The organism is Actinacidiphila polyblastidii (assembly GCF_036353415.1).
GTDB classification, from domain to species: Bacteria; Actinomycetota; Actinomycetes; order Streptomycetales; family Streptomycetaceae; genus Actinacidiphila; species Actinacidiphila polyblastidii.
The window spans coordinates 52,818-76,780 of sequence record NZ_JAZEWV010000031.1 but is presented as its reverse complement, the minus strand read 5'-3'; the positions used below and the strand labels follow the sequence as shown (position 1 = coordinate 76,780).

Here is a 23,963-nt window from a genome sequence, read left to right as displayed (position 1 = left end):
GCAGCGGGATCCCGGCAGCGTGATCCCGCACCCACGGCTCCTCTGCCGCTGCCGTCAGGAAGACGGCGTTCGCCTGCCGCTCCCCGAGGGTGGTCCAGCGGTGCCTCACCGGCGCTGGTGCGCCCGGCTTGCGGGCGCGGGGGGGGCCGGAACGGAGGCGGGAAGGGCGCGTATGCGAGGCGCGCGGCTGGTCCTCATCGGACGCGCTCTCCGGCGATCCACACCCCCGCGATGTCGCGGGTCGCGGAGATGTCCCGGGTCGGGTCGCCGTCGACCAGCAGCAGGTCGGCCCGCTTGCCCGGCTGGATCTCGCCGCGGTCCTTGAGGCCGAACGTCTCCGCCGTGAGGCTGGTGGCCGCACGGAGCACCTCGACAGGAGTGAGGCCGGCCTCGACCAGGTTCTCCAGCTCGTCGTGCAGGGACTCGCCGTGCCGGGGAGCGAACGGGACGCCCTGGGCGGAGTTCGCGTCGGTGCCGACCAGGATCCGGATGCCGGCCCGGTGGAACCGGGTCACCGTGTCGCGGGCGTGCTCGTACCGGAGCCCGGCAGCGGCTCTCACGGAGGCGATGCCGCGCATCATCGTGAGGGTGGGTGAGCAGATCATGCCCTCGGCCAGCATCCGCTGGACCGTCGCCTCGTCCAGGACGGCGTCCACGGGCGTGTGCGTACTGATGTCGACACCGGCCTCGACGGCGACGTGGAAAGCGCCGGTGGTGATCGAGTGCGCCACGACCAGCAGCCCGTGTTCGTGCGCAGCGGCGACGACCGCGTCCACACTCTCCTGGTCCATGCCGGCCGGCGGCGCGGCCTCGGTGACGATCTTGATGTAGTCGGCGCCGTCGGCCACCCGCCGCTCCACGAACGCGCGCGCCTCCTGTGGGTCGGTGACGATGCCGTCGGCCGGGAAGCCGGGCATCTTGGCATGGTTGCCCCCGCGGCCCACCGCCGGGGTCGTCGCGCTGAGAATCTGCGTCACGCCCTTCTGCGCGCGCATCTCGGCGACGAGCGAGCGCGGCCAGGCCGCCATGTCCAGCCCGGTGGTCACACCCCAGTGCGCCAGCGTCTCCAGGTCGGAGCGGCCGAGGACGTGGATGTGCGCGTCGATCAGCCCCGGCAGCAACACCTTGCCCGAACAGTCGACCACCTGGTCCGGCGTCCCCCCGTCCGCGCTCGCGATCTCCGCCCCCCGGAGGTGGACCGTGCGGGGGGCGGTCAGGCCCTCGCCCGTGAACACACGGACGTCTTCGAACGCGGTGACTGTCGCCATGATGGGGGAGTCCTCTCAGATGCCTTTCCTGAAAGCTATCATCAAAGCTTCCTCCGCTAAGGTGAAGGCATGACGGCCGACCGAGCGACCGAACCCAGCGAAGCGCACCTGGCCCTGGCGTTCTCCCAGCACGTGGTACGTCTGCAGACCGTCCTCGAACAGGCCATCGGTCCCAGCCTGGCCGCCCAGCGCCTCACGGCCGCGGAACTCGACGTCCTCGCGGCTCTTCGCTCCATCGGCGCGCCCTACCAGCAGCGGCCGAAGGAACTGTCCGCCCGCCTGCTGCTCACCACCGGCGGCCTGAGCAACGTCCTGCGCCGCCTCGACACACGCGGACTGATCTCCCGTATCCCCGACCCCGCGGACGGACGCAGCCACAACGTCCGACTGACCCCAGCAGGAGTCGCCGCCGCCGGAGCCGCGACCACCGCGGCGGAGGCGGCCCTTCAGCGCGCACTCGCCGCGGTGCCGGCTGCGACCCTGCAGGACGCCCTCCACCACCTGCGATCAGTCCTCGCCGCTGTCTGACGGCGCCGGCGCCTGGCGCTGCCCTCCTGCGCCTTCGCGAGAGTCCCGGCCGGCTGCCGATGTGCCGCGCACGAACGGCCGGGAGGGAGCGGAGAGGCCCGCTGCCGTAGGAGCGGTGCGACTCGGTGGCGTGGCCGCCCTCGGGGCGGGCAGGCTACCGGCGTCCGCATCGAGGAGGCCGCGTGTCCCGTGTCGAGTGGTTCGATCTGCCCGTCGCGGTGCGTGTCTCCGTGGGGGCCCGTGTCGGGGCCGTGACGGGCGTGGTCGATGTGGAGCACGGGCTGACGTGCCGGCTGGCGGCGGTGCTGTCGACGCCGGACGGCCGCGTGTTCGTCAAGGGTGTGCCCGTCACCGATCTGGACGCGACGGTCGCGCAGGACTTCGAGGCCGCCGTCAACGGCAGGGTCGCGGGGATCGGGCCGCTGCTGCTGGGCCGGGTCGCGGTCGCGGGCTGGGACGTGCTGATCTTCGAATACGTCGACGGCCGGCATGCCGACCTCGCCCCCGGCTCACCCCATGTCGACCTGGTCGCAGGACTGTTGCACGAGATGGAGGCGCTGTCCGCCGACGGTCTCGCGCCGCCCTTCGCCGACCGGCTGGACGGGCACGTGGACGGGGCGGGCCGGCTGCTGCTGGCGGGCAACGCGCTGCTGCACACCGACATCAGCTCGCACAACCTTCTGGTCGACGGCGCCACCGGTCGCGTGCACCTGGTGGATTGGGCGATGCCCGCGGCGGGACCGGCCTGGGTGGATGTGGCGTTCACGGCGGTGCGGCTGATGGAGAACGGCTGGGCGGCGGACGCCGCCCTGGAGTGGGCGGGCGGGTTCGCGTCGTGGCGGGACGCGGACCCCGTGGCGGTCGAGGCGTTCGTGGCGGCCACCTGCAGTGCATGGCACGCCCGGGTGGGCTCGGCGGGGGCGCAGCCGAACAACCGGCGGTTCCGGGCGCTCCTCGCCGGGCCGGTGGCTGTCTGAGTCTGACGGTGCCCACCTTCCAGCCACACCGCCCGCCCCACCCACCACTCCCATCGACGGCTGCGACCACCGCGAGGGCGCGGGCCTGGGCCAGCCGCCCCTGAAGGCCCCGCTCGTTCGCGGGCGTACAACGGCCGTATATGTGCCGTGAAAGCCCGGAGTCGAATGGCAGGGCCGCCCGCATAATGAAGGTGCGCTCCCGTACGCACGTTCCGGTGGTCCGTCGGAAGGGATCTCCGAAGGCGAACCCAGCGGCGCGGGAATCGAGGCGGCCGACGGCGACGGCCCGCGCCCGCTTCGACATCCCATGCGCCGCTCGGCATCCACTCCATCGCCCTGGACCCGTTCGCCGCTCACGGCACGGACGTGCGGCCGGGCGGCGGAAGCAGTGCGTCGCCCCCGTCCTCAGGCTGTCGGCGCGGGCATCGCCGCACCAGGCACCAGGCACCAGGGGACCCGTCCGACCGGAACACCTGTCAGGAGAACCCACTCAGCGAGGAGAGATCCGTTGAAGAGACTGCACCAGCGCGATAGCGAACCGCCCGCGCACCACGCGGAGTCGCCGGGACGAAGAGCACTCCTCGCGAGAGGCGCGGGCGTCGCAGCGGGGCTCGTGGGCCTCGCCGCCGCGGTCCCCGGCCGGGCACAGGCGGCCCCGATCGCCCCAGCGGCGGGAACGGCCCAGAGCAACTGGCGGTTCTGCCCGAAGTGCTACACCATGTTCTTCTACGGCTACGCGGACAACGGCCGCTGTCCCGCCGGTGGTGCGCACAGCGCCCAGGGGTACAACTTCATCGTCCCCTACGGCGGACCGGAGACCCCGACGGCCCAGTCCTACTGGCGGTTCTGTCCCAAGTGCTACTCCATGCACTTCGAGTACTACGGCCCTGGTCCCTGCCCCGCGGGCGCGGGGCACACCGAGCAGGGCTTCGTCTTCGTCCTGCCGCACGATGTCGCGGCCACACCCACCAGCCAGAGCAACTGGCGCTTCTGCCAGAAGTGCTTTGTGCTGTTCTTCTACGGCTACCCGGACAACGGCCACTGCGCCGCGGGCGGAGCGCACAGCGCCCAGGGCTTCAACTTCGTCATCCCGCACGCGTGACCGCCTCCATCCGGAGTGACGCACGGCCGCTGCGGTCAACGTCGGCGACCGCACCCGCTCCGGCGCCCTCCACGAGCACCACGGTCAGCTCGGCGTTCCACCGCCGCGGCCGTGCTCCGGTTTCTCGCTGAACCCCGGCGCCGTCGAGGAGCCGAAGGAGGTGCCGGGCCCGCGGAAGCGCCGGGCCCGGCACCTCCCGTCGGTGGCCCGGAAGGCGCCGAGCCCCTTCGGCGGAGGCGTCACGCGCCCACCGCGGATCGAAGCCCCGCAGACCCGGCTGCCGGGGAGCAGGGTTTCAGGGAGCCTGTCCACCGCTACGTGAGGCGGCCTGCTCCAGGAGTTCAGGCAGATCCTTCAGTCGGTCCAGGCCCTGGACGGCACGGGCCATCCGGTGGTTGCCGGCGAGTTCCTCCCGGTGGCGGTGCAGGAAGGCCCAGTAGCCGGTGCTGTAGGGGCACGCGCGCTCGCCCACGCGATCGGTGGGCCGGTAGGCGCAGGGAGCGCACAGGTCGCTCATCTTGTTGATGTACGCGCCGCCGGAGGTGTACGGCTTGGTGGTCATCATGCCGCCGTCGGCGTACTGCGACATCCCCACGACGTTCGGGAGCATCACCCAGTCGTAGCCGTCGACGAAGCAGCGGTGGAACCAGTCGGTGACCGCTGCCGGGTCCCAGCCGTCCTGGAGCGCCCGGCTGCCGAGCACCATCAGCCGGGGGATGTGGTGGGTCCAGCCGGTGTCGCGGACCTGGGCCAGCACGGTGGACAGGCAGTTGGCCGTGACCGCGTCGGCGTCCAGCTCCAGGAACCAGTCCGGCAGCGGCTCGTGGTGGCCCAGCGCGTTGCGGCTCCGGTACTCCTCGCCGAAGCGCCAGTACAGATGCCACACGTACTCGCGCCAGCCCGCGATTTGCCGTACGAAGCCTTCGACGCTGTTCAGCGGTGCCTGGCCGTCACGCCACGCCCGTTCGGCCCGCTCCACGCACTCGGAGGGGTCCAGCAGCCCGAGATTGAGCGCACTCGACAGCAGGCTGTGGCTCATCACCGGATCGGCGGCGAGCATGGCGTCCTCGTAGCGCCCGAAATCGGCGAGCCGGTGGCCGACGAAGCGGCGCAGTGCGCTCAGCGCCTCCCGTCGGTCGGCGGGAAATCCGCGTGGGCCGTCACGGCCCACGAAGGACACGTCCCCGTCGCGCTCCCAGCGGTCGAGGTCATGGCGCACCTCCGCGTCGATCTCGTCCTCCGCGGGGCGCCACACCTCCGCCGCGCCCAGGGTCGCGGTGTCGCGCGGCGGCGGCTCACGGTTGTCATGGTCGAGGTTCCACCGGCCTCCGGCCGGTTCCGCTCCGTCCATGAGCAGCTCGTGGCGCGTGCGGACCCACCGGTAGAACGTCTCCATCCGCAGCGCGCCGCCGTGCCCGTCCGCCCACCGCGCGAACTCGGCGCGCGGCACCAGAAAGCCCTTCGCGGGCAGTACGTCGACCCGCTCCATCGACGTCACCAGGCCCAGCGCCGCGCGCGAGGTCGGATGACAGACCGTCACCCGGTCCTTGCCGCGGCCGAGCACCTCCGCCAGCCCCTCCGCGTAGGTCTCGGCGCGCACATACCGGACCCGGTCTCCCAACGCGGCCGCGCGGTGCCGCATCGCGGACAGCACCAGATGCGCCTTCGCGCGGTGGAAGCGCCTGCGGCGCAGGACGGAACGCGCCTCGATCATGACCACCGGAGCGTCGTGGTCGGGTCCGCCGTGCCGCGGGTCGACGAAGTGCGGACCGAGTTGGTCGCCGAACAGCCAGTGCGTGCGAGGCGCCATGGGACCTCCTGCCGGTAGCGGGCCCGGGACGGCGTCGTTCCGCCGCGTAGCCGTCCGGCGGCGTCCCCCAGGCTAGGGGCGGCACCCGGCAGGACCGGGGTGGCGCGCCGAGGCGGTCGGCGACGCGTGCGGCCGGCCTTCGGCCCGGGGGCCGCGCCGTCGGGTTCGTGGCGCCTGCCGGTCCGCGATGCCGTGTCGGCCGTGGCCGTCAGTCGGCCGGCAGGACTTCCAGGCCGAGCGCCTTGAGTTGCTCGACGACCGCGTCGTGGGGGTCGGCGTCGGTGACCAGCCCGCTGACCTTCTCCCAGGGCAGGACGCGGAACCGTGAAGCGGTGCCGATCTTCTCGGAGGACGCGAGGATGTAGGTGTCGGCGGCGCGTGCGGACAGGGCGCGCTTCATCGCGGCCTCCTCGGCGTCCGCGGTGGTCAGTCCCGCTTCGGGGTGCACGCCGGTGACGCCGAGCAGGCAGAGGTCGGCGGAGATGTTCTGCGCGGCCTCGACCGCGGCCGCGCCGCAGGCGACCGCCGAGTGCTTGAAGATGCGGCCTCCGAGCAGGAAGAGTTCCGCCAGCGGATGGTCGAGGAGGGCCGAGGCGACCGTCGGGCTGTGGGTGATCACGGTGCAGGCCAGGTCCTGCGGGAGCGCCTGGGCGACAGCGAGGGCGGTGGTGCCGCCGTCGAGGATCAGCGTGCCGCCAGGCCGCACCAGAGCGGCGGCCGCCGAGTCGACCCTGCGCTTGCCGTCAGGGGCCACGCTCTGCCGGGCGGCGTAGCCCACCACGGCCGGCGAGACAGGCAACGCGCCGCCGTAGACCCGCTGGCAGAGTCCTTCGGCGGCAAGATCGCGCAGGTCGCGCCGCACGCTGTCCTCGGAGATCCCCAGGTCCGCGGCGACGTCCTTGGCGACGACCTTGCCCTCGCGGGCCAGCAGACCGAGCAGGTGGTCGCGCCGTTCAGCAGCCAGCATTCGCACTCTCTCCTGTTCTTGCACGTTTCTGCATGTACTGTAGCGCCTGTGACCGACAAGCCCATGCTCATCCTGATCGCCGGCCCCTATCGCTCCGGCACCCAGGGCGACCCGCAGGCCATGGCCGCCCACCTCGCCCGCCTCGAAGCCGCCGCCTGGCCCGTCTTCGCCGCCGGCCACCTCCCCGTGATCGGAGAATGGATCGCCCTGCCCGTCCTGCGCTCCGCCGGCGCGGGCCCCACCGACCCCCTCGCCGATCAGGTGCTCTACCCGGCGGCCGAACGCCTGCTCGCGCACTGCGACGCCGTGCTGCGCCTGCCCGGCGACTCCACCGGGGCCGACCAGGATGTCGCCACCGCCCGCCGCCGCGGCCTGCCCGTCTACCACGACGCGGCCGAGATCCCCCGCCGCACCCCGCGGGAGAGCGCGTGACGAGCCGCCCCGGGATCGACACCCCCGACCACCGCGACCGCACCGGCCTCGACCAGGCCGGGCGCGGCCTCGACCGCAACCCCGACGTCCGGATCCGTGACGTCGAGCTCACCTCCCAGGGCTGGCACGTCCTGCGTCGCACCACCTTCGACTACCGCCGCCGCGACGGCCGTTGGGAGACCCAGCAGCGCGAGACCTACGACCGCGGCGATGGCGCCGTCGTCCTGCCCTACGACACCGAACGCGGCTGCGTCCTGCTCATCCGCCAGTTCCGTTACCCGGCCTACGTCAACGACCACCCCGACGGCATGCTCATCGAAGCGGCCGCCGGGCTGCTCGACACGGACGACCCGGCGGCTGCCGTCCGCCGCGAGAGCGCCGAGGAGCTCGGCGTCACCCTCGGCCCGCTCACCCGCGTCCTCGACGCCTACATGAGCCCCGGCTCCGTCACCGAACGCCTCCACTTCTTCGCCGCCCCCTACACTCCGGCCGACCGGACCGGGGCCGGCGGCGGACTCGAGGAGGACGGCGAGGACATCGAGGTCCTCGAACTGCCCTTCGCCGAGGCCCTCGCCATGACCCGCGACGGACGCGTCGCCGACGGCAAGACCATCCTGCTTCTGCAATGGGCAGCCCTGGACGGACCCTTCGCCCCCACGCCCGGCGGCCGCTGACAGCACCGCCCCACCCGCGGTGTCGCCCCGGCCGCACAGCGGTGCCGCCGATCCGGCTCGACCCGCCGCCACGGCTCCCGCTCAACGGTCCGCAGGCAGGGACGCGCTGCCGCCCGGGGCGAAGGAACGCGGCCTGCCCGGTGGGCGTGAACGATTCTGCGCAAACGCTTGACCAATACGGCCGGCGTTCGTACGCTCCTCCCTGATCAAACGTTTGACCAGGAGGTTGCCGTGCAGCACCGCGTGTTCTTCCAGCCAGCCGACGGCTGGGTGGGGGATGTCATTCCGTTCGTGCACGACGGAGAGCTCTGGCTCTTCTACCTGCACGAACGGCGGCAGACGCCCAAGCCGGGAACTCCGTGGGCGCTGGCCACCACGCGGGATCTGGTGCACCTGACCGACCACGGCGTGAGCCTGGCGCACGGCGGCGCGGCCGATGCCGACTTCAACGCCTACACCGGCAGCGTCGTCCGCGACGCGGACGGGGTCCAGCACCTCTTCTACACCGCTCAGAACCCCGGGGTGGTGGGGGAGGACGGGCTGCCGCTGCAGTTGGTGGCGCATGCCACGAGCACGGACGGCATGCGGTCATGGGTGAAGCACCCCGAGCACACCTTCGGGGCCACCGCGGGCCATGAGACCGCGGACTGGCGCGACCCGTTCGTCTTCCGCGACGAGCGGGCCGGCCTGTGGCGGATGCTGATCGCGGCCCGGCACGGCTCCGGTCCTGAGCGCCGCCGCGGCGTCATCGCCCAGTGCGTGTCCGCCGACCTGGTGACCTGGGCCGCCGCTGACGCCTTCTGGGACCCGCGCCGTTACGTCGCCCACGAGTGCCCGGAGGTCTTCGCGCTCGGCGACTGGTGGTACCTGGTCTACTCCGAGTTCTCCGAGTCCTTCACCACCCGCTACCGGATGGCCAGGAGTCCCGAGGGGCCGTGGCTCGTCCCGGAGCGGGACACGCTGGACGGGCGGGCCTTCTACGCGGCGAAATCGGCGGAGCTGGGCGGTCGCCGGATCTTCGCGGGGTGGATCGCGACCCGCGAGGGCGGAAGCGACGATGGCGCCTGGCAGTGGGCGGGCACGATGTCGCTCCTGGAAGCGGTGCAGAACCCGGACGGGACACTGGGATTCCGCGTCCCGCAGGAGATCACGGCCGTTTTCGACCAGGACGTCCCCGTCGGCCTGGCGCCGACCGTGCTCAAGGCGCCGGACGGTTACGCCGACGTGATCGGGGCCGAACCGCTGCCGTCCCGGTACTACGTGCGTCTCGACGTCGCCATCGAGCCCGGCACCACCGAGTGCGGCCTGCTGCTGCACGCGAGCCCGGACGGCGACCGCGGCTACCGGGTCCGGCTGGAGCCCAAGCGCGGCCGCCTGGTCCTCGACCGCTGGCCGCGCAGGTCCACGGGAGACGCGCAGTGGCAGATCTCCGGTGACGTGCCCCACCAGATCGAACTCGAACGTCCCGCCGATCTCGGCGGTGAGTCGCACACCCTCGAAGTGATCGTCGAGGACGACATCGCGGTCATCGTGCTGGACCGCCAGGTGTGCCTCAGCACGCGTCTGTACGACCGCACCCACAACGGGCTCGGCGTCTTCGCCGGTGAGGGCGTCGCCACCGTCAAGGACCTCCAGGTGCTACGGCCCACCGGCCCCGGGTAGTCCCGCACCCGCACCGCCTCCCCACCCCTGCCCGCACCCGCATCCGCACCCGCATCCGCACCCTCACGCGCCTGTACGCACCGCACGTTCACAGGAGAACCACGATGACCAGACGCTTCAGACTCCGGTCGGCCGCCACCACGGCAGCCGCTCTCGTCCTCGCCCTCACCGCCGCCGCGTGCGGCGGCAGCGGCGGCACCAACTCCGCTGACGTCGACCCGCAGGGCACGATCAAGCCGCGGGAGATCTCGTGGCTGCTCTCCCGGCCGGCCGACGGCGCGGTGATCAAGACGATGTCCACGCTCGCCGACCAGTACGCCACCACTCACCCCGGCTTCAAGCTGAACCTGATCACCACCCCGGACCGCCCGTCGTACATCCAGAAGTACGAGACACTGGCCGCCGCCAACAAGCTGCCCGAGCTGTTCGACACGGACGCGACACCGTACGCCCAGAAGCTCGCCAAGCAGGGGCGGATGATGGACGCCGCCAAGCTGCTGAAGGATCTCGGCCTGTACGGCGACTACCGCAAGTCCGCTCTGGACTACCAGCGCTTCGACGACGGATCGCTCTACATGATCCCCTTCGAGTACGGGCTGGAGTTCTTCTGGTACAACAAGGCGCTGTTCAAGAAGGCCGGCATACAGGTCCCCGCGTCCCTCGACGACTTCCCGGCCATGTGCACCGCCCTGCGCGCGTCGGGCGTCACGCCGATCGCCCTCGACGGTCAGGACCAGTGGCCGCTGGAGCGCTACGCCGCCTACCAGCCGTTCCGGACGGCCGGGCCGACCTATGTGCAGAAGCTGAAGAAGAACCAGGCGTCGTTCTCCGATCCGGCCGGCCGCAAGGCCGCGGACTGGGTGAGCGCGCTGGGCAAGGCGCACTGCTTCGCGAGCGGGTTCTCCTCGGCCGGCTACTCCGACGCCCAGGCCCTGTTCACCTCCGGCAAGGCGGCGGTCTACAACATCGGCACCTGGGAGCTGGGCAGTCTCGCGACGGACAAGCTGGACCCGGCCGTCCGCGACGACGTCGACTTCTTCACCCTGCCGACGACATCCGGCTCGGTCACCGCGGCGAACGAGTACGTCGCACCGTCGGGCATCGGAATGGCCGTCAACTCCCGTACGTACGACCCCCTCGTGCGGGACTTCCTGAAGTTCGCGCTCACCAGGTACCCGGCGCTGTACGCCGCCACCGGCCTGCTGTCACCGACGACGAACGCCAAGACCGCGATCCCCGCGAACGCCACCCCGCTGTACGCCCGTGCCGTCGCCGCCGCCGACACGGTGGGGACCAAGCCGGCGATGCCGTGGGACACCCAGCTCGACCCGACCACGAACACCCGGTTGCAGCAGGAACTCGTGCTGCTCGCCCAGGGCGACACCTCCCCGTCCTCCTTCACCTCGACGATGGACTCCGCCCTGCGCCAGAACGCGCCGAAGTTCTTCAAGTGATCCCACCGCGGGGGTCCGGCCGGCGGACACGCCGGGCCCCTGCCCAGAAGGGCCGTCATGCTCCCCTCCCGTTCCAAACTGTCGGTCGTGGTCTTCCTGCTTCCGCCCCTGCTGCTCTACGCCGCCGCGGTGCTGCTGCCGATCGTGCAGTCGCTCGTCCTCAGCTTCTTCTCCTGGGACGGCATCAGCGACATGCAGTTCATCGGCCTGGCGAACTACCGCCACATGCTCACCGGTGACCCGGTCTTCTGGCGGACGTTCGCCAACCAGCTCGGCTACGTGGCGATCTGCCTGATCCTCCAGCTCGGCGGCGGTCTCGTCGTGGCCAGCCTGCTCGCCACCCTCACCAGGGGGCGCGAGGTCATCAAGGTGCTCTACCTGCTGCCCGCGGTGATCTCGACGGTGGCCATCGCCTTCCTCTTCCAGCGTGTCTACTCCATCGATCCGGTCGGCCCACTGAACACGCTGCTGGACGTGCTCGGCCTCGGCGGCCAGGAGCGCCCCTGGCTCTCCGACGTGCACACGGTCCTGGTCGCGGTCTCCGCGCCTGAGGGGTGGCGGTTCATCGGCCTCTACACGATCATCCTCTACGCCGCGCTGCTGACCGTCCCCAGGGAACTGGAGGAGGCCGCCCGGCTCGACGGCGCCAACCAGTGGCAGATCTTCACCCGCATCCGGTTCCCGTTCATCCGCCCGGTGTGGTTGACCACGTCGATCATGGCCACCACCTACGCGCTGCGCGGCTTCGACATCCCGTACCTGCTCACCAACGGCGGCCCGGGACAGTCCTCGGAACTGGTCACCACCTACATGTACAAAACGGCCTTCACCAGCACCGACTACGGCTACGCGAGCACCATCTCGGTGTTCATCGTGGTCGAGTGCCTGGTCGCCGTCGGGCTGATCCTGCTCGTCCTCCGGCGGAAGGCCGTCTGATGTCCACCCGAATCCTCACGCGCCCGCAGCCGTCCGCGACCCGGAGCGCTCCGCCCGCCGGGCAGCCGGCGGCGGCCAGGCGCGGGCCGAACCTGTACCGCGTACTGTCCCGGGTGATCATCTGGGTGCTGGTCGTGGTCCAGGTCTACCCGCTGGTCTGGGTGTTCCTCACCAGCCTGCGCGACGAGCGGGACTTCGCCTCCGGCAACCCCTTCGGCCTGCCGTCGTCCCTCACCCTGGACAACTACTCCCGGGCCTTCGCCCACGGGCACCTCGGCCGGTACATCGCCAACAGCCTCATCGTCACGCTCGGTTCGAACCTGCTGATCGTCGTCTGCGGAATGATGGGCGCCTACGCGCTGCAGGTGCTCGGCTTCCGCTTCAGCAACGCGGTGCGTGCGATGTTCCTCGTCGGCATCATCGTGCCGGTCCAGATCGCGCTCGTGCCGCTGTTCATCGACTACTCCAAGATCAATCTGCTCGACACCTACCCGTCGATGATCATCCCGCTGGCCGGGTTCGCGCTGCCGATGGCGATCTACCTGTTCTCGTCGTTCTACGGCTACATCCCGCGCGAGACCTACGAGGCCGCCTCGCTCGACGGCGCCGGCCCCTACCGCATCTTCGCCCGGATCACCCTGCCGCTCTCGGTCAACACGATCGTCACCGTCGTCATGGTCAACAGCATCTTCATCTGGAACGACTTCATCTTCGCCAACACCTTCGTGCTCTCCGACAACCTCAAGACCATCCCCCTGGGGCTGCAGAACTACATCGGCGCGATGGGCAAGACGGACTGGACAGCGACCTTCGCAGCCGTGTGCGTCACGGTGACCCCCCTGCTGCTGGTATTCCTCGTTCTCAACCGGGCGATGATCTACGGACTTGAGAGCGGAGCAACCAAGGGATGAAGGACAGGAACGAGGCCGCCCCACGCGCCGTCACCATGCGGGACGTGGCCAAGGCGGCCGGAGTGTCGGTCTCCACGGTCTCTCACGTCGTCAACGACAAGAAGGGCGCCCGTATCGGCAAGGACGCCCGGGACAGGGTGCGCCAGGCCATACAGGACCTCGGATACCGCCCCAACGCCATGGCCAAGAACCTGGTCAAGGGCGGCTCACGGTTCCTGGGACTGGTCGCGGACGCCATCGCGTCCACCCCCTTCGCCGGACAGATCATCCACGGCGCCCAGGACGAGGCATGGCGGCACGGCTACGTCCTCCTGGTCGCCAACACCGAGGGAAACAACGACGCGGAGGCCGAGGCCATCGCGATGATGCTGGAGCACAAGGTGCGCGGCATCCTCTACTCCACCTGGTACCACCGCGAGGTCGCCATGCCCGCCGGCCTGGCCGAGGCGGACAGTGTGCTGGTCAACTGCTTCTCCGCACACGGCCGCGTCCCGGCCGTCGTGCCCGACGAGGTGGACGGCGGCCGCGAGGCGACGCGGATGCTCCTCGCCGAGGGACACCGGCGCATCGGTTTAGTCAACACCACCACGGCCTCGCCCGCGCATGACGGACGCCTGCTCGGATACCGCCAGGCCCTGGCCGAGGCCGGCATCGCCTTCGACCCGGACCTGGTCATGGACGCGCACCCCGACCAGGAGGGCGGCTACGAATCCGTCGGCCGCCTCCTCGCCCAGCGGGTCACCGGCGTCTTCTGCCACAACGACCGGGTCGCGATGGGCCTGTACGACGGGCTGCGGGAGAAAGGCGCCCGCGTCCCCGAGGACATCGCCGTCGTCGGATTCGACAACCAGGAAGTCATCGCCGCCCACCTGCGCCCACCGCTGTCGACCGTCGCCCTGCCGCACTACGACCTCGGCCGCGTCGGCGTCCGCGTCCTGCTCGGCCTCGACGAGCCGGCCGCCGACGGCCGCGTCACGATCGCCTGCCCGCCGGTGCGACGCGCCTCGGTGAGCACCCCCTCATCCATCTGAAGGGTCGCGCACGCCCTTCGGACGCCGCATGGAACCCCTCTGCCTCCAAGGAGCCGCATCATGCCCCACCTGTCCCGTCGTGTGTTCCTCCAGAGCCTCGGCGCCACCGCGATCGCCACCACCCTCGGCATCCCGTCCGCCGCGGCCGACAGCACCTCACTGCGCGCCGTCTACCACCTGACGCCGTCCTCGGGCTGGCTCAGCGACCCCCAGCGCCCGATCCATCTGGGATCGCAGGACCACCTGTACTACCTGCACAGCGGACAGGACAACGCACCGGGCTGGTGGGAGCACGCCACCACCACCGACCAGGCCGCCTTCACCGACCAGGGGGCCGGCATACCGCTGACGTCGACGGACTTCCCGGTGTGGACCGGGTCCAGCGTCATCGACACCGACAACACGGCCGGCTTCGGCGCGGGCGCCGTCGTCGCCCTCGCCACCCAGCCCACCGGCGGCGACCGCTACCAGCAGGAGCAGTACCTGTACTACTCCACCGACGGCGGCTACACCTTCACCGCGTACGGTCCTCCGGTCATCACCAACCCCGACCACAACGACTGGTTCCGCGACCCGAAGATCCACTGGGACACCGCGCGGGGCGAATGGGTGGTGGTCATCGGCAGGCAGCAGGCGATCTGGTTCTACACCTCCGCCGACCTGATCCACTGGACCTACCGGTCCGCCTTCAGCTACACCAGTCCCAACATCGGCGGCTTCGAGTGCCCCGACCTGTTCGAGATGACCGCCGACGACGGCACCAGCCACTGGGTCCTGGGTGCCAGCACCCAGGGCGACTACAGCGGTCAGCCCGACACCTACGGCTACTGGGTCGGGCACTGGGACGGCACGCGTTACACCACCGACGGACGCGACCCGCAGTGGCTCGACTGGGGATGGGACTGGTACGCCGCCGTCACCTGGCCCAACGCCGCAAGCCCGGACACCAGCCGCTTCGCACTGGGCTGGATGAACAACTGGCACTACGCCGGCCGCGCGGTGCCCACCGACGCCAGCGACGGCTACAACGGCCAGATGTCCATCGTCCGCGAACTCCGGCTGGGCAGGCAGTCGGGCGGCTGGTACACCCTCCTGTCCCAGCCCGTGGCGGCTCTGCAGAACCACGTCACCCGGACGATCGACCTCAGTGACGTCACCGTCAACGGCACCGTCGACCTGCCCTACCACGGCTCCGCCTACGAACTCGAACTCGACATCGACTGGGACCAGCTCGACAACGTCGGCCTGTCGGTCGGGAAGTCCGCCGACGGCAGCCGCCACACCAACATCGGTGTGTACCAGGGCTCGGTGTACGTCGACCGGCGGCCGTCCGACCAGCCCGCCTACTCCTTCGGCGCCTACGGCCAGAGCAACGCGCCCATCGATCCCGCCGCCCGAACGGTGCACCTGAAGATCTTCGTCGACAAGCAGAGCGTCGAGGTCTACGTCAACGCCGGCTACACCATCCTGTCCAACCTCGTCGGCTTCCAGCCCGACGACACCGGCATCTGCGTCTACGCCGACAACGGCTCGGCGACCTTCTCCCGCATCACCGTCCGCGAGTTCGGCTGACCCGCACCCGTCACCGGCGGGCGCGGCGCCCGGAGGAGTCCCACCGGCCGCCGCGCCTGCTGCGGCCGCACCCGCCGCCTCCCTCCCACGTCCCGAAAGGCACGACGCCGTGTCGGAACCCGACCCCCACTTCCCGGTCGCCCACCTGCGGCCGCCCGCGAACTGGATCAACGACCCCAACGGCCTGGTCTTCCACGACGGGCACTACCACGTCTTCTTCCAGTACAACCCGCACAGCGCCCGCCACGCGGACATGCACTGGGGCCACTACCGCAGCGCCGACCTGGTGCACTGGGAGCACCTCCCCATCGCCCTCGCGCCCACCCCGGGCGGTGACGACGCCGACGGCGTCTGGTCCGGCAACGCCGTCAGCACCGGCGGGCAGCTCGTGGCGTTCTCCTGCGCCCGCCAGGACCACCGGTGGTGGCAGCCCGTCACCTCGGCCGTCTCCGACGACGACGGCCTGACCTTCACCAAGCGCCGCGAACCGCTGATACCCGCACCGCCCGAGGGCACCTCGATGTTCCGCGACCCCTACGTGTGGCGGGACGGCGGCCACTGGCGCATGCTCGTCGGCTCCGCACTCACCGACGGCCGCGCCGCCGCGCAGAGCTACCTCTCCGCCGACCTGGAGCACTGGGACCACACCGGTCACTTCCTGGCCCGCGCCCCCGAGCCGCTGCCCGGCGGCGGCGACACCGAGGAAGGCTGGGAGTGCGTGCAGTACGCCGCCTTCGGCGACGGCCGGGGCGCACTGCTGGTCAGCGCCTGGGACCCGCAGGACGGCGCCGCCCACACGGTGGCGTACACCGGCCGCGAACACGGCGCCGGCTTCGCCGCGGGGCCCCCGCAACGCCTCGACCACGGACCGGACTTCTACGCTCCCGCCCTGCTGTCCGCGCCTGGCGAAGGCACTCACGGGAGCGCGGACGGCCGACGGTGGCTGATGTGGGCGTGGTCGTGGGAGGCCCGCGACGCGATACGGGTCGGCGCCCCGAGCGCCTGGACCGACGAGGCCGGCTGGGCCGGGATGCTCACGCTGCCCCGTCAGATCACGCTGGGACCCGATGGCACCGTGCGCCAGCAACCCGCGCGTGAACTCGACGCGCTGCGAGGGCCGCAGTCCCTTCATCACGAGGGGACGGCCGACGCCGACACACCGCACGAGCTGGGAACCACCGGCCGCAGCTTCGACCTGACCGCCCGGCTGCACCGGTCGGCCGACGGCCGGGCCGCAGCCGGGTTGCGTCTGCTGACCGCACCGGACGCCGGCGAATACCTGGACATCGTCCTCGACCCCGCCACCGGGGACCTGGTCGTCGACCGCGAACGCGCCTCGCTCGACCCGCGGGCCGAAGGCGGGTCCTGGCGCATCCCCGCAGCAGCCGGGCCGGGCGAGTCCGCCGACCTGCGCGTGATCGTCGACCACTCGATCGCCGAGGTCTTTCTCCCCGCAACCGGCCGGGCGCTCACCCTGCGCTTCTACCCCCAGGGCGACGCGCCGTGGCGGCTGCGGGTCCGCACGACAGGTCAGGGCAGCGCCGCCTTCGACGTCCGGACCTGGCAGCTGAAGGCGCTTCCGATCACGGTTACGCACGGCGCTCGCGCCGAGAATGGAGGGGCGTCATGACCGCCGCCCGACGGATCGTCGTAGTCGGGGAGAGCCTCGTCGACCTGGTGTGGCACACGGCCGCCGGCACCGTACGCCCCAGCCCCGGTGGCAGCCCCGCCAACGTGGCCATCGGTGTGCACCGCCTCGGCCGGCCCGTCACACTGGTCACCTGCTGGGGCGATGACCCGCCTGGCGCACTGGTCGCGACGTACCTGGCCGGCACCGGCCTCGACGTGCTGCGCGCACCCGCAACGACCGGGGGCACCACGGTGGCACTGGCGTACGTGGATGAGGAGACCGGATCGGCGACCTACGACTTCCTCGCCTCCTGGGCGCCGGACCACATTCCCGTGGGGGAGGACACCGCGCTTCTGCATACCGGTTCGCTGGCCGTCGTGGTCTCCCCAGGAGCGGAACAGGTGCTGGAAGCGTGTCGGCGACTGCACGGCCGTGAGGGCCGGGCGGTGGCGGTCGACCTCAACGTTCGCCCCGCGGTGCAGCCCGACCGCGCCGCCTACCGCTCCGCGGTCGAACGGCTCGCCCGGGTCGCCGATGTCGTCAAGGCCAGCGACGAGGACCTCCGTTGGCTGTGGCCGGGGCAGGACCCTGCCGCATCGGCCCGCGATCTGCTGGCCGGCGGCCCGCGATTGGTGGTACTGACGCGCGGGGCCGACGGCGCCACCGGATTCCTGCCCGGGGCGGAAGTCTCCGTCGCCGCACCCCGCGTGAGCGTCGCCGACACCATCGGCGCCGGGGACGCCTTCCAATCGGCCCTGCTGGCGGGCTTGTTCGCCGCGCACTCCGACGGCACGGCAACCGTGCGGATGCCCGCGGACGCGCTGGAGCTGGAACGGGTGCTGCGAGACTGTGTGGTGGCCGGCGCGCTCGCCACGACCCGGACGGGGGCCCAGCCGCCCACCGCGGAGGAACTCCGCACGGCTGCCGCCGCCCGGTAGCCGATCTCCCGGCCTTCGTCGGCATGGCGGCGGCCCTCATCTGCCACCGGCGTCCGACCAGGACGGAAGGCAGACGGCGGTGATGATCCGGCGGGCTACGCTGGCGTGTCATGACCACCGGAAAGGTGCCGTGATGAGCCAGTACTTCGACATCGGCGACGAGACACTGTGGAACCCGTCCAATGGAGTTTCTCGCCTGTTCCGGCGCCAGGTGGCGGTCTTCGAGGCGGAGCTGGAACTCCCGTCGGGCATCGGGCCGATGGTGAACGACGAGTGCCAGGTCAGCCCTGACGCCTTCGAGACCTTCGTCAACGCCCTCCTGGCCAAGCACCGAAGGACGAGCCACGCCGTCTTGCTGGCGCTCTCCGAGGGTTTCACCGCCACCGTGCTGGTCCTTGCAGAGCGCGCAGGGATCGAGGTGGACTGGGAACGGCACGGAACGACTTCGGAAGCCCCGCTCGACGTGCAGGTCTCCACCGTCGTCGGGATGTCCGCCCCCGCGCATGGTGGATCCTGGGCTGCGAGCCTGCGGGAGAGGGCAGGGGAGCTGGGACAGCGCATGCCGCGCTGACCGGAGCGACCGCGCACGACGAACTGATCACCGTCCCTCGCTGCGGGCAACCACCAGAGGCGACGTCTCAGTGGCGCCGGCCTGCTGGCCGTCGCCGCAGCTCGTCCGTGACGGGCTGGGCGCGCAGCCGCCTCTCCCGAACCCTGCCAGGCTGATCTGACCGCCCGCGCCCGGCAGACGCGGCGGAGTCCGGTTCCCGTGACGAGGGTTCTCCCCGTTCCGGGGGCGCTCTGCGGTGGTGCATCCGTCAGGTGACGTACGGGGGCGACTGGTCAGGGGGCAGGGCGTGGGGGAGTTGGCGGCGGCTGGAGACGCCGAGCTTGGGGTAGGCGCGGTAGAGGTGGGTGCTGACGGTGCGGGGGGACAGGTCGAGCTGTTCGCCGATCTGGCGGTTGGTCATGCCGGTGGCGGCGAGGCGTGCGATCTGGAGTTCCTGGGCGGTGAGTCCCTCGGCGCCGGCCGGGGGGCGGGCGGAGGGTTGCGCGGCGCCGGCCGCACGCAGTTCGGCGTCGGCCCGCTGGGCCCATGGCGTGGCGGACATGGCCCGGAAGGTGTGCCAGGCGGCCTGCAGGTGCGGGCGCGATCGGGCGGCGTGGCGGTGCCGGCGCAGCCAGGCACCGTACGCCAGTTGGGTTCGCGCGCGCTCGAAGGGCCAGGTCGCCGGGGTGGCGCTCAGGGCGAGCTCGAACGCCTTGTCCGCCTCGTCGCCCTCGGCCAGCCGTGCCTTCGCCTGGGCCAGGCCGATCACCAGGACCGGCCAGCCGCAGAGGTCGGCGGCCGACTCGGCGGCGCGGACCAGGGCGCGCAGGTCCTCTCGCCGCTCGGGGCTGGTGCCGCCCGCCTCGGCGATGACGGGCATCACCGCCAGGCTGACGTACTCCTGGTGCGCGGCGTCGTGCGGATCGAAGATGCGGGCCAGGGCGTCGTAGGCGTCGGTGGACCGGCCCTGGGCGAGGTAGGCGGTGCCGCGGGCGAGCTGGACCAGCGACAGGTGAGGGTGCGGACCGTAGGCCAGCAGCGCGCTCTCCACCTGGTCGGCCAGGGCCAGTGCCGTCTCGGCGTTGCCTTGCAGCGCCTCGGCCTGGGCCTCGCAGATCCGCGCGGCCAGCACCCAGAAGACGCGGCCGAGCTGACCGGCCAGCACCTGTGCCTCGCGCGCGCTGGCCAGCGCGGTCGCGATCTCGCCGAGCTGAGCCGCCACGTAGGTCTGTGAGACCAGGGTCTCGGCCAGGTTGCCGATGGCGCCCTTCGCGCGGTGCCGGGCCGTATCGGCGGTGAGGAAGGCCTTGGCGGCCGGGTAGTCGCAGACGGCGCTGGCGGGAAATCCCAGCGACGGGTACTCCTGGCCGGGATCGCCGGCTGGTTCCCGCGCCAGGGCGGTGACCGTGTCCAGGACGATCCGGCCGCGTTCCAGTGGGGCGATGTGCGCGCGGATGTTGTACAGGTGGGGGCTCAGCGGCGGCAGGCCGAGCCCTTCGGCGGAGGCGATCAGCGCCGCCCGGGTGGCCGCGTCGGGCGGTGCCCAGAAGCAGCGCAGGCTCACCTGCCCCAGGAGGTCTGCCGCGACGTCGGTCTGGCCCTGGGCGTGCAACCGGCTGACGCTCGCGGGCAGGCTCGTCAGGTCGGCCGAGGGCGACCAGCCCGCCTGCAGCGCGTTCTCGCGACTCTTCAGGTAGGTGGCGCGTACGGCGGGCGGGAGGAGGGCGTCGTCGATGACCCCGGTCAGCTTGACGATCTGGTCGGTGTCGCCCAGGGAACGGGCAGCCTCTCTGGCCCAATACAGGTGGGTGGCCCGCTGTTCCGGGTCGGCTGTGAGGTCGGCGGCCCGCTCCCAGGAGGTCAGCGCGGTGGCGTACACCCCCTTGCTGCGCAGCGTGCGGGCCAGTTCGGCCAGGTCCGCGGCCAGCTCCTCGTCGGTGCCGGTCGCGGCCGCCACCCGGTGCCACACGCCGCGGTCGGTGCGCGGGCCGAGGACCGCGGCGAGCGCCGCATGGATGCGCGGGCGCAGCGAGGCGGGGACCGACTGGCGTACGGCCTCGCGGATCAGCGGGTGGCGGTAGCGGATGCGGCCCGGCGTCTCGGTCAGCAGGTGCGCGTCCAGGGCCGGTTGCAGGTCGGCGAGGGAGGGTCCGGCGAGGGGGAGCCCGCGAAGGGCCGGGGCTGCGTGCGGCTCCTCACGCGGGTCGTCTGCGGACGGCAGGGTCGGATCGATGACGGTGGCGGCCGCGGCGAGGATCTCGTCGGTGCTGTCGCCGTCGTGCAGGGCGGCTGTCTGGAGTACGGCGCTGGTGGTGGCGGGCAGTGTGTGCAGGGTGGTGGTGTAACTGCGCGCCAGGCGGTCGCTCAGTGGAAGCCCGGTGTTCAGCACCGGGTCCCAGCCGGTGCCGGCCACGGCTGAGGAGAGGTCGATCAGTGCCAGCGGATGACCGGCTGACTCCTCCAGTACCCGTGCCCGCAGGTGCGCGGCCAGGCCGGGCGCGGTCCGGTCGACGAGGGCTGCGGACGCAGCCGTGCCCAACGGCTCGACGGCCAGCTCGCTCAGCCCCGCAGTGGCCAGCCGGAGACTCGTCTCGGTGCTGTCGCGCATCGCCATGAGCACGGTCACCGGATGGGCCGCGATCCGGCGGGCCAGGAACGCGATGGCGTCCCAGCTCTGCCGGTCGAGCCATTGGGCGTCGTCCACCACGAGCAGTCGGGCCGGCCTGCGCGGGCCGGACGTCACCAGGTCGACGGTGGCCAAGGCGACGCCGTAGGGCTCCAGACCGCCGTCGGCGGCCTCCTCGCCCACCGCTTGGAGGACCAGCCGGCAGGCGGCCCGGGTACGGGGGCCCGCGTCCGCCAGCAGCGGGTCGAGCAGCCTGCGCAGCCCGGTGAACGGCAGGTGGGTCTCCGCGGGCACGCCGGTCACGGACAGCACGGTGAGCGCCTGCACGGACCCGAGCGCCAGTGCCTCGCGCAGCAGAGCGGTCTTGCCCAGGCCGGGGCCGCCGCGCAGCACCAGCGCGGAGCCGCGCAGGCGCTGGGCCGCGTGCAACGCCGCCTTCAGACGGGCCAGCTCGGGCTGCCGCCCGAGCAGTTCGGTCCGCGGGTCGCCGCCGCTCGGCAGCGCGGGGAAGGTCCTGGCCAGCTCCTCCAGCAGCTCGCGGTCGCGTGCGGGCAGGCGCAGGGCCTTCGCCAGGACCGCCACGGTACGGCGGTGCGGCGCCAGCGTGCGGCCACGCTCCATGTTGCTGATCGAGCGGGCGCTGACGCCGGACGCCTCGGCGAGCTGCTCCATCGTCAGGCCGGCGGCTCTTCTGAGCCGCCGCAGCTCGGACCCGAAGGCCGGCTCGTCATCTCCCGCCCCGAGGCCGGCCCTGCCTCCCGCGCCGCCCCCCGGGCCGGGCCCGGGTCCCGGATTCTTCGTGTCAAAGTGCATGGTCCCCTCCGGTGGAACCACCGTTGACTGTGCCCCACCAGCACAGGTCCGGCCCGTGTCCCACGACGATGATCTTAGGCAGGCTCTCCTGTCGTCGGGCCGCGGCCTGTCGCTGACCCGTGACACCTTCCCGAGGAGACGCGTCATGCGCATCAACCGTCCCGCCGGCCCCTCCCGGGCCCGTCCGTTGCCATCCCGCCTCTCGCGCGGCAGCTGCCTCCTGGCCACCGTCTGCGTGGTGGCGGCGAGCGCCCTCCCGGCGTTGACCGGGTCCGCCGACGCCGCCACCGAGCGCGGCGCCCAGGTCAAGCCGACCATCGTCCTCGTCCACGGTGCCTTCGCCGACGCGTCCGGCTGGAGCGGCGTGGTGACCCGGCTGGAGCACGACGGCTACCCGGTGGTCGCGCCGGCCAACCCGCTGCGCGGACTGACCAGCGACTCCGCGTACGTCGCCTCGATCGTGGCCGCGATCAAGGGTCCGGTGGTGCTCGTCGGGCACTCCTACGGCGGTGCGGTCATATCGGAGGCCGCGGCCGGGAACCCCCACGTCAGGGCCCTGGTCTACATCGCCGCCTTCATGCCTGACACCGGTGAGCAACTGGGCGTCCTGAACAGCAGGTTCGCGGGATCCCAGCTCGCCCCGGCGCTGCTCCGGACCCCCGTGGCCGGAGGCGGCACCGACTTCACCATCGACCCCGCCGCGTACCACCACGTCTTCGCCCAGGACCTGTCCGCCGCCGACTCCCGGCTGATGGCCGTCGAGCAGCGCCCGCTGTCCTCCGCGGCCTTCACCGACCAGGCGACCACCGTCGCCTGGCACACCATCCCCTCCTGGTACCTGGTGGCCGAGCAGGACCGCTCCATCTCGCCGGACCTGGAGCGTTTCGAGGCCGCCCGCGCCCACTCCCACACCACGCAGGTCGACAGCTCGCACGTCGCGATGATCTCCCACCCCGGGGTCTCCACACGGGTCATCGAGGCCGCAGCGACCTCGACCGCCCCCTGACGGAGCGAACCCTCCCCCGACCGACCGATGTGTCAGCCATTCAGTCCCGGCCGCGCAACCGCGGGCGTCCTGATCCGTTGACGCACATTGGATCAGCGCCACCCCACCACGCCAGGCACCACTTCGAAGGAGAGCACCATGACTGACGAGACCTCTTCCACCGGCGGCCCCACGGTCGTCCTCGTCCACGGCGCGTTCGCCGACGCCGGCAGCTGGGCCCTGGTCACCGAGCGCTTGGTGACCGCGGGTGTGAAGGTGCGGGCGATCGTCAACCCGCTGCGGGGCATCGCCGTCGACGCCGCGTACGTGGCCGGCATGATCAACCAGATCCCCGGCCCGGTCCTCGCGGTCGGCCACTCCTACGGGGGCGCGATCATCACCAACGCCGTCCCCCGGACCGACAACGTCGTCGGCCTCGTCTACGTCGCCGCCTTCGCCCCCGACGAGGGCGAGGTCCTGGGAGACATCGTCGGGCGCTCGAAGGACAGCGTCCTGACCACCGCGCTGGAGGAGTACCAGTACCCGACGGGAAACGGCGCGGAGACCGCGACCGAGCTCCTCATCCAGGCGGCGAGGTTCCGCGCCGTCTTCACCGCCGACCTGCCGCAGCTGCAGTCCGACGTCTACGGGCTGTCGCAGCGGCCCATCGCGGCGGCGGCCTTCGCCGAGAAGAGCGGCCCCGCCGCCTGGAAGAACCTGCCGGCATGGGCCGCCGTCGGCACCGCCGACACCGCCGCCGGCAGCGACGTCGTCCGCGAGATGGCCCAGCGCGCAAACGCCAAGATCACGGAGATCGACGGCTCCCACGTCATCATGATCTCCCAACCCGACGCCGTCACCCAGGTCATCCTCGACGCGCTGAGGAGCGTCAGCTGACGCCTGACGCCTGACGCCTGACGCCTGACGCCGATGAGGTGAGGAGCAGCTCGAAGGACGGCGTCGACCGACCCGAGCGCCCCCCCGCGGCGAGAGGCTGCGGCGCCGGCGGCGCCTCCCGTCCGCACCGAGCGGACGGGAGGCGTCCGAACCTGCCGGCGCAGGCCCGACCTGGATGGCCGACACCGTCAGCTCCAGCG

General features: G+C 71.8%; 20 protein-coding genes. 16 read left to right on the top strand and 4 right to left on the bottom strand.

All coding sequences use genetic code 11. The features are described from left to right. Positions 1–194: 194 nt before the first annotated feature. The gene (locus tag V2S66_RS27035) at positions 195–1,268 is read right to left on the bottom strand and encodes an amidohydrolase family protein (RefSeq protein ID WP_330799308.1); all 1,074 of its coding nucleotides are present in this window, start codon (positions 1,266–1,268) and stop codon (positions 195–197) included. A gap of 69 nt (positions 1,269–1,337) precedes the next feature. Here V2S66_RS27035 and V2S66_RS27030 point away from each other — a divergent pair, with 69 nt between their 5' ends. The 3 genes from V2S66_RS27030 (at position 1,338) to V2S66_RS27020 (ending at position 3,875) form a co-directional block, all read left to right on the top strand. Then, on the top strand, positions 1,338–1,796 hold the full coding sequence (locus V2S66_RS27030; protein ID WP_330799307.1) for a MarR family winged helix-turn-helix transcriptional regulator: 459 nt from the start codon (positions 1,338–1,340) through the stop codon (positions 1,794–1,796). Between the two features lie 182 nt (positions 1,797–1,978). Beyond that, a complete protein-coding gene (locus V2S66_RS27025) occupies positions 1,979–2,773 on the top strand; it encodes a phosphotransferase (RefSeq protein WP_330799306.1) in 795 nt (264 codons plus the stop codon). Positions 2,774–3,281: 508 nt separating this feature from the next. Continuing rightward, complete coding sequence (locus tag V2S66_RS27020) at positions 3,282–3,875, top strand: hypothetical protein (protein WP_330799305.1); 594 nt, start codon at positions 3,282–3,284, stop codon at positions 3,873–3,875. Between the two features lie 295 nt (positions 3,876–4,170). Here V2S66_RS27020 and V2S66_RS27015 read toward each other — a convergent pair whose 3' ends face one another. Both V2S66_RS27015 and V2S66_RS27010 read right to left on the bottom strand, forming a co-directional pair. After that, positions 4,171–5,685 carry a cryptochrome/photolyase family protein gene (locus tag V2S66_RS27015; protein WP_330799304.1) on the bottom strand — a complete coding sequence of 505 codons (1,515 nt, stop codon included), beginning with the start codon at positions 5,683–5,685 and terminating at the stop codon, positions 4,171–4,173. 208 nt (positions 5,686–5,893) lie between these two features. Continuing rightward, complete coding sequence (locus V2S66_RS27010) at positions 5,894–6,652, bottom strand: DeoR/GlpR family DNA-binding transcription regulator (RefSeq protein ID WP_330799303.1); 759 nt, start codon at positions 6,650–6,652, stop codon at positions 5,894–5,896. A 48-nt stretch (positions 6,653–6,700) separates the two neighbouring features. On the opposite strand from V2S66_RS27010, the gene V2S66_RS27005 reads away from it, so the two are divergent. The 11 genes from V2S66_RS27005 to V2S66_RS26955 all read left to right on the top strand — a co-directional run bounded on the left by V2S66_RS27005 (position 6,701) and on the right by V2S66_RS26955 (position 18,463). Next, the gene (locus V2S66_RS27005) at positions 6,701–7,084 is read left to right on the top strand and encodes a DUF4406 domain-containing protein (protein WP_330799302.1); all 384 of its coding nucleotides are present in this window, start codon (positions 6,701–6,703) and stop codon (positions 7,082–7,084) included. Then, positions 7,081–7,758, top strand: coding sequence for an NUDIX domain-containing protein (locus tag V2S66_RS27000; protein WP_330799301.1), 678 nt, complete (start codon positions 7,081–7,083; stop codon positions 7,756–7,758). The genes V2S66_RS27005 and V2S66_RS27000 overlap by 4 nt, the downstream gene beginning before the upstream one ends. A gap of 231 nt (positions 7,759–7,989) precedes the next feature. Next, positions 7,990–9,420: a glycoside hydrolase family protein gene (locus V2S66_RS26995; protein ID WP_330799300.1), complete on the top strand. Its 1,431-nt coding sequence runs from the start codon at positions 7,990–7,992 to the stop codon at positions 9,418–9,420. Positions 9,421–9,524: 104 nt separating this feature from the next. Next, entirely contained in the window at positions 9,525–10,874 is a 1,350-nt protein-coding gene (locus V2S66_RS26990; RefSeq protein WP_330799299.1) for an ABC transporter substrate-binding protein, read from the top strand. A 57-nt stretch (positions 10,875–10,931) separates the two neighbouring features. Then, a complete protein-coding gene (locus V2S66_RS26985; protein WP_330799298.1) occupies positions 10,932–11,810 on the top strand; it encodes a carbohydrate ABC transporter permease in 879 nt (292 codons plus the stop codon). Next, entirely contained in the window at positions 11,810–12,721 is a 912-nt protein-coding gene (locus V2S66_RS26980; protein WP_330799297.1) for a carbohydrate ABC transporter permease, read from the top strand. The genes V2S66_RS26985 and V2S66_RS26980 overlap by 1 nt, the downstream gene beginning before the upstream one ends. Beyond that, positions 12,718–13,752 (top strand): LacI family DNA-binding transcriptional regulator, encoded by a 1,035-nt coding sequence (locus tag V2S66_RS26975; RefSeq protein ID WP_330799296.1) that lies wholly within the window; start codon positions 12,718–12,720, stop codon positions 13,750–13,752. The genes V2S66_RS26980 and V2S66_RS26975 overlap by 4 nt, the downstream gene beginning before the upstream one ends. 60 nt (positions 13,753–13,812) lie before the next feature. Next, complete coding sequence (locus tag V2S66_RS26970; protein WP_330799295.1) at positions 13,813–15,324, top strand: glycoside hydrolase family 32 protein; 1,512 nt, start codon at positions 13,813–13,815, stop codon at positions 15,322–15,324. A 109-nt stretch (positions 15,325–15,433) separates the two neighbouring features. Continuing rightward, positions 15,434–16,954: a glycoside hydrolase family 32 protein gene (locus V2S66_RS26965; RefSeq protein WP_330799294.1), complete on the top strand. Its 1,521-nt coding sequence runs from the start codon at positions 15,434–15,436 to the stop codon at positions 16,952–16,954. Beyond that, positions 16,951–17,892, top strand: a complete 942-nt coding sequence (locus V2S66_RS26960; protein WP_330799293.1) for a carbohydrate kinase family protein — start codon at positions 16,951–16,953, stop codon at positions 17,890–17,892. The genes V2S66_RS26965 and V2S66_RS26960 overlap by 4 nt, the downstream gene beginning before the upstream one ends. A 133-nt stretch (positions 17,893–18,025) precedes the next feature. Then, on the top strand, positions 18,026–18,463 hold the full coding sequence (locus tag V2S66_RS26955; protein ID WP_330799292.1) for a DUF6086 family protein: 438 nt from the start codon (positions 18,026–18,028) through the stop codon (positions 18,461–18,463). A 247-nt stretch (positions 18,464–18,710) separates the two neighbouring features. Here V2S66_RS26955 and V2S66_RS26950 read toward each other — a convergent pair whose 3' ends face one another. After that, on the bottom strand, positions 18,711–21,881 hold the full coding sequence (locus V2S66_RS26950; RefSeq protein WP_330799290.1) for a helix-turn-helix transcriptional regulator: 3,171 nt from the start codon (positions 21,879–21,881) through the stop codon (positions 18,711–18,713). Between the two features lie 145 nt (positions 21,882–22,026). Between V2S66_RS26950 and V2S66_RS26945 the strand changes: the two genes are divergently transcribed. Together V2S66_RS26945 and V2S66_RS26940 are read left to right on the top strand one after the other, a co-directional pair. Continuing rightward, positions 22,027–22,887, top strand: coding sequence for an alpha/beta fold hydrolase (locus tag V2S66_RS26945; RefSeq protein WP_330799289.1), 861 nt, complete (start codon positions 22,027–22,029; stop codon positions 22,885–22,887). 138 nt (positions 22,888–23,025) lie between these two features. Beyond that, complete coding sequence (locus tag V2S66_RS26940) at positions 23,026–23,763, top strand: alpha/beta fold hydrolase (RefSeq protein ID WP_330799288.1); 738 nt, start codon at positions 23,026–23,028, stop codon at positions 23,761–23,763. The last annotated feature ends 200 nt before the right edge of the window (positions 23,764–23,963 follow it).